Raw genomic sequence first — 3609 nt, 5'->3', positions numbered from 1 at the left:
CGCGCAGACCTCTCAGCTCATGACGCCGACGACCATCAGCGCCACCATGGCGATCTCCACTGCGACCAGGCTCAGGAGATAATTGCGCCGTCCCGCCACGTTCTCCGGCATACCGGCGGTGAAATCGGCACGCTTGGGATTCTTGGGGTCGTAGACAATTCCCGTCAGCGCGGGCGGTTCGATCGACATTCCGCGTCGCCACAGAGTGTGCTGCTCCCCGCCGGACACGAGATATCCGTACTGCACGTCGATCTTCCCCTCGCGGGGAATCCTGCGTGCGACCTCGGAGCCCATCACCTGAACACCACGCTTGCGTAGCGGCGCCTGCGTCAGGAACGGCACACCCGAGACGAGAAGAGCCAGGAAAGCAATCACGAAAACAAAAAAGGAAACAGCAATCATCGGAATTAATTCTCCACTTCCTATTTATCCGATGATGGCATAGGGCGACGAGGTACCGCAACGCGGCACCAACACCCTTGGACAAGAAATGACATCGCCAGAGAGAACAAACGACGCAAAATATCTTGAAAGGTATATCGATGGCCGTAACGAATGACGACCTCCTTGAGGCGGTACGGGCCGTCCAGGAATCCATCCCCGGCAAAGGCGTCGGCCGACTGGCCACCGAGGAGTACATCGGCAAACAGATCGCAGAGCTGAAGAAATCCGCCGGCGGGAAGGAAAAGGCGGCGACCCCGGAGGAGAAGAAGAGCGAACCGGGGGCGATCGGCACGCTCGTCCAGGGAATCTTCGGCAAGGAACTGGTCGAGGCAGTGAAGGGCGTCGCCCCGTCGATCATCTCCTTCAAGGGGTTGGTGACCCTGGGTCTCGCACTCATGGGAACCTTCGCCATCAAGTTGTTCTCGTTCGACACGGCTCTCAAAGATCTGCTTGCCCTCAAGAACAGATCACTGGAAGTCGGAAGGTTCGGCGCCCCGGTCATCAGGAACAACACTCCGACACCGACCGTGGAAGGCCCGGACACTCAGTGGGTCAATCTCGCGGTGAACAGGATCGAAACGGCGACGAAGAAACTCGACACCGCCATCGGCGGCCTGCACACGAAGGTCGACGGGCTTCTCGCCGAGTTCGCCTGACGTTCGGCATCCGCTTATCGACAACCGGCCGTCGGCTTTCCGCCGACGGGCCGAACGGGCGCATGAACGATTGGACATGGAATGGCGTTCACAGCCACGCTCAAACGGGCTTCGGACAGTCTCCGCAGCTTCAAGACCAATCTCGACCAGGCCGGCCGGGCGGCGAACGGCCTGAAGCAGAGCACCCAGAGCAGCAACGGCGGGATCACCAGCATCAAGGCCTCCTCCCAGCAGTCCGCCAAGGAGTTGAAGTCGCTCCAGCAGGCGGCGGACAAGGCCGAGAAGTCCGTCACCAGGGCCGGGAAGTCCGGGCAGACCGGCGGGAAGCAGATCGGCACCTTCCAGACCGGCGCCGCGAAGGCGGACAAGGGCATGAAGGGGCTCAACAAGTCGATGAAGGGCAACCTCATCGGCGTACTGATGGCGCTCCTGGCCCCGCTGATCGCCAAGGTCGTCGACATGGCGATGCAGTCGAAGACCATGCAGAAGGTCCTCAAGACGGCGTTCGGCGTCATCAAGAGCGTGATAACCGCGGTGATGAAGGCCGTCGGCCCGATCATGCAGGCGGCCGGCAAGCTCATGAAGAGCGTGTGGAACGGGATCAAGACCGCGGTCTCGGTCGTCGTCAAGGCCGTCGCGACCGTCATCAAGACCTACTTCACCCTCTGGAAGACGATCATCACCACGGCCATGACCGCCGTGAAGAAGGTCATCAGCACCGTCTGGAACGGCATCAAGTCCGTCATCTCCCCGGTGGTCAACTGGATCAGGAGTGTCGTCCCGGCCGCGTTCAGCGCCGTCAGGAGCAAGCTCTCCAGCGCCTGGAACGGCCTGAAGTCCATCGCGAGCAACGCGTTCGGCGCGATCAAGGGCGCCGTCAGCGGCCCGATCAACGCCGTGATCGGGCTGATCAACTCCGCGATCGGAAAACTCAACGGCATCAAGGTCTCGGTGCCCGGCTGGGTGCCCGTCGTCGGCGGCAAGTCCTTCGGCATCCACCTGCCGACCATCCCCCGCCTCGCCGAGGGCGGCATCGTCCAGCCGCGCAACGGCGGCGTGCACACCATCGTCGCCGAAGCCGGCGAGGCCGAGGCCGTGCTGCCGCTCTCCAAGCTCAGCCGTCTGCTCGGCCACACCACCCGGGCCGGCCAGGTCGGCAACGGCGCCGCCGCCACCGACGGCGGCTTCTACATCGAGCAGTACTACGAGGCGTCCAGCAGCAGCCTCCAGGACACCGCCACCGCCCTGCTCTTCCTCTCCAAGGCCCGAGGATGAAACGCGCCCGCCGGGACCCGACGTCCGGCGGCGCCAAGCCGGCCGCCGCCCTGGACAACTTCCGTACCGCGGCCCTCGGGACGGGCACCTCCGTCCAGAGCCTGCGGCGCGGCCTCGCCGGGGCCCGTGCGCCGCTCGGCAGGGTGGCCACGCTGACGGCCGGCACCGCCCCCGCCCTCCGGGGGCTGCGCACGGCGGCGACCCGGGCGGGGAGCTCCGTCCGCAGGGCCGGCGCCTCCGCCGCCACCGCCGCGACGCGCATCCGCGCCGGCGCCACCAGGATCCGGGGACCCGTCGGGGTCCTGGGCACACTCGCCGCGGGAGCCGGGGCCTTCGGATCCCTGAGCGATCTGTTCGGCAAGTACACCCCGACGGTCACCAAGGCCATGACCCTCTTCGGTGCCGCCATGACGGTCGGATCCGTCGTCATGACCGGCATCAACACGGCGATGAAGGCGAACCCGCTCGGTTTCGTCCTCGGCATCGTCACCCCGCTGGTCGCCCTGCTCATCGACTACGCGATGAACTCGGCCACCGGCCAGAAGGTGATCCAGCAGGTCTTCCAGTCCGCCCTGGACATGTTCCGGGCCGTCTGGGCGTTCATGGCGCCTGTCGTCCAGGGCTGGGCCGCGACCGTCTCCGAGGTGTTCGAGGGGGTGCGGAGCACCGTCGGCTCCGTGCTGAAGACGATCGGTTCCGGACTCAAGGCGGGCTTCGAGGGCGCGAGGAGCACCGTCTCCACGGCGACCCACGCGGTCACCTCGGTCGTCAAGGGCGCCTGGAACGGCTTCAAGGGCGTCATCCAGCCGATCCTGAACTGGCTGACGAAGACGCTCCCTTCGGCCTTCACGCGGGTCCGCGACGCCATGTCGAAGTCGCTGCGCGGCATGGGCACGTTCATGTCCACCGGCATCCAGACCGTCGCCGGGGTCATCACCGGGCCCGTCAAAGGGCTGATCGCCTTCGCCAACTGGATCATCGACGGTCTCAACCACCTGAGCTTCAGCTTCTTCGGCAAGAAGTTCGGCGTGCACCTGTCGAAGATCCCACAGCTCGCCGAGGGCGGTGTCGTGCTGCCGGCCGCCGTTCCGGGAGCCTCCTCGGTGCAGCCGCTCTCCCTGCTCGACCGGCTCCTCCCCGTGCCCTCCCGCGCCTTGGCCACCACCGGGCCCGCCTTCTTCGCAGGCCGCCCCGGGGTCCGGGTCTACGAGGAACGGGAGGGCACGGGGAGGAG

At 65.8% G+C, this 3609-nt stretch carries 4 protein-coding genes; 3 read left to right on the top strand and 1 reads right to left on the bottom strand.

Features of this window, described 5'->3' with window-relative positions; genetic code table 11:
• Positions 1–12: 12 nt before the first annotated feature.
• A complete protein-coding gene (locus tag JGS39_RS37975; protein ID WP_219574331.1) occupies positions 13–402 on the bottom strand; it encodes a hypothetical protein in 390 nt (129 codons plus the stop codon).
• A gap of 140 nt (positions 403–542) precedes the next feature.
• Here JGS39_RS37975 and JGS39_RS37970 point away from each other — a divergent pair, with 140 nt between their 5' ends.
• The 3 genes from JGS39_RS37970 to JGS39_RS37960 form a co-directional block, all read left to right on the top strand.
• Positions 543–1100 carry a hypothetical protein gene (locus tag JGS39_RS37970; protein WP_219574330.1) on the top strand — a complete coding sequence of 186 codons (558 nt, stop codon included), beginning with the start codon at positions 543–545 and terminating at the stop codon, positions 1098–1100.
• Positions 1101–1181: 81 nt separating this feature from the next.
• Positions 1182–2375, top strand: coding sequence for a phage tail family protein (locus JGS39_RS37965; protein WP_219574329.1), 1194 nt, complete (start codon positions 1182–1184; stop codon positions 2373–2375).
• The coding region (locus JGS39_RS37960) for a phage tail family protein (RefSeq protein ID WP_219574328.1) at positions 2372–3609 on the top strand (1238 nt) is incomplete at its 3' end. The genes JGS39_RS37965 and JGS39_RS37960, both read left to right, overlap by 4 nt.

The organism is Streptomyces poriferorum (assembly GCF_019399235.1).
GTDB classification, from domain to species: domain Bacteria; phylum Actinomycetota; class Actinomycetes; order Streptomycetales; family Streptomycetaceae; genus Streptomyces; species Streptomyces poriferorum.
This window is presented reverse-complemented; position numbering and strand designations above follow the sequence as displayed.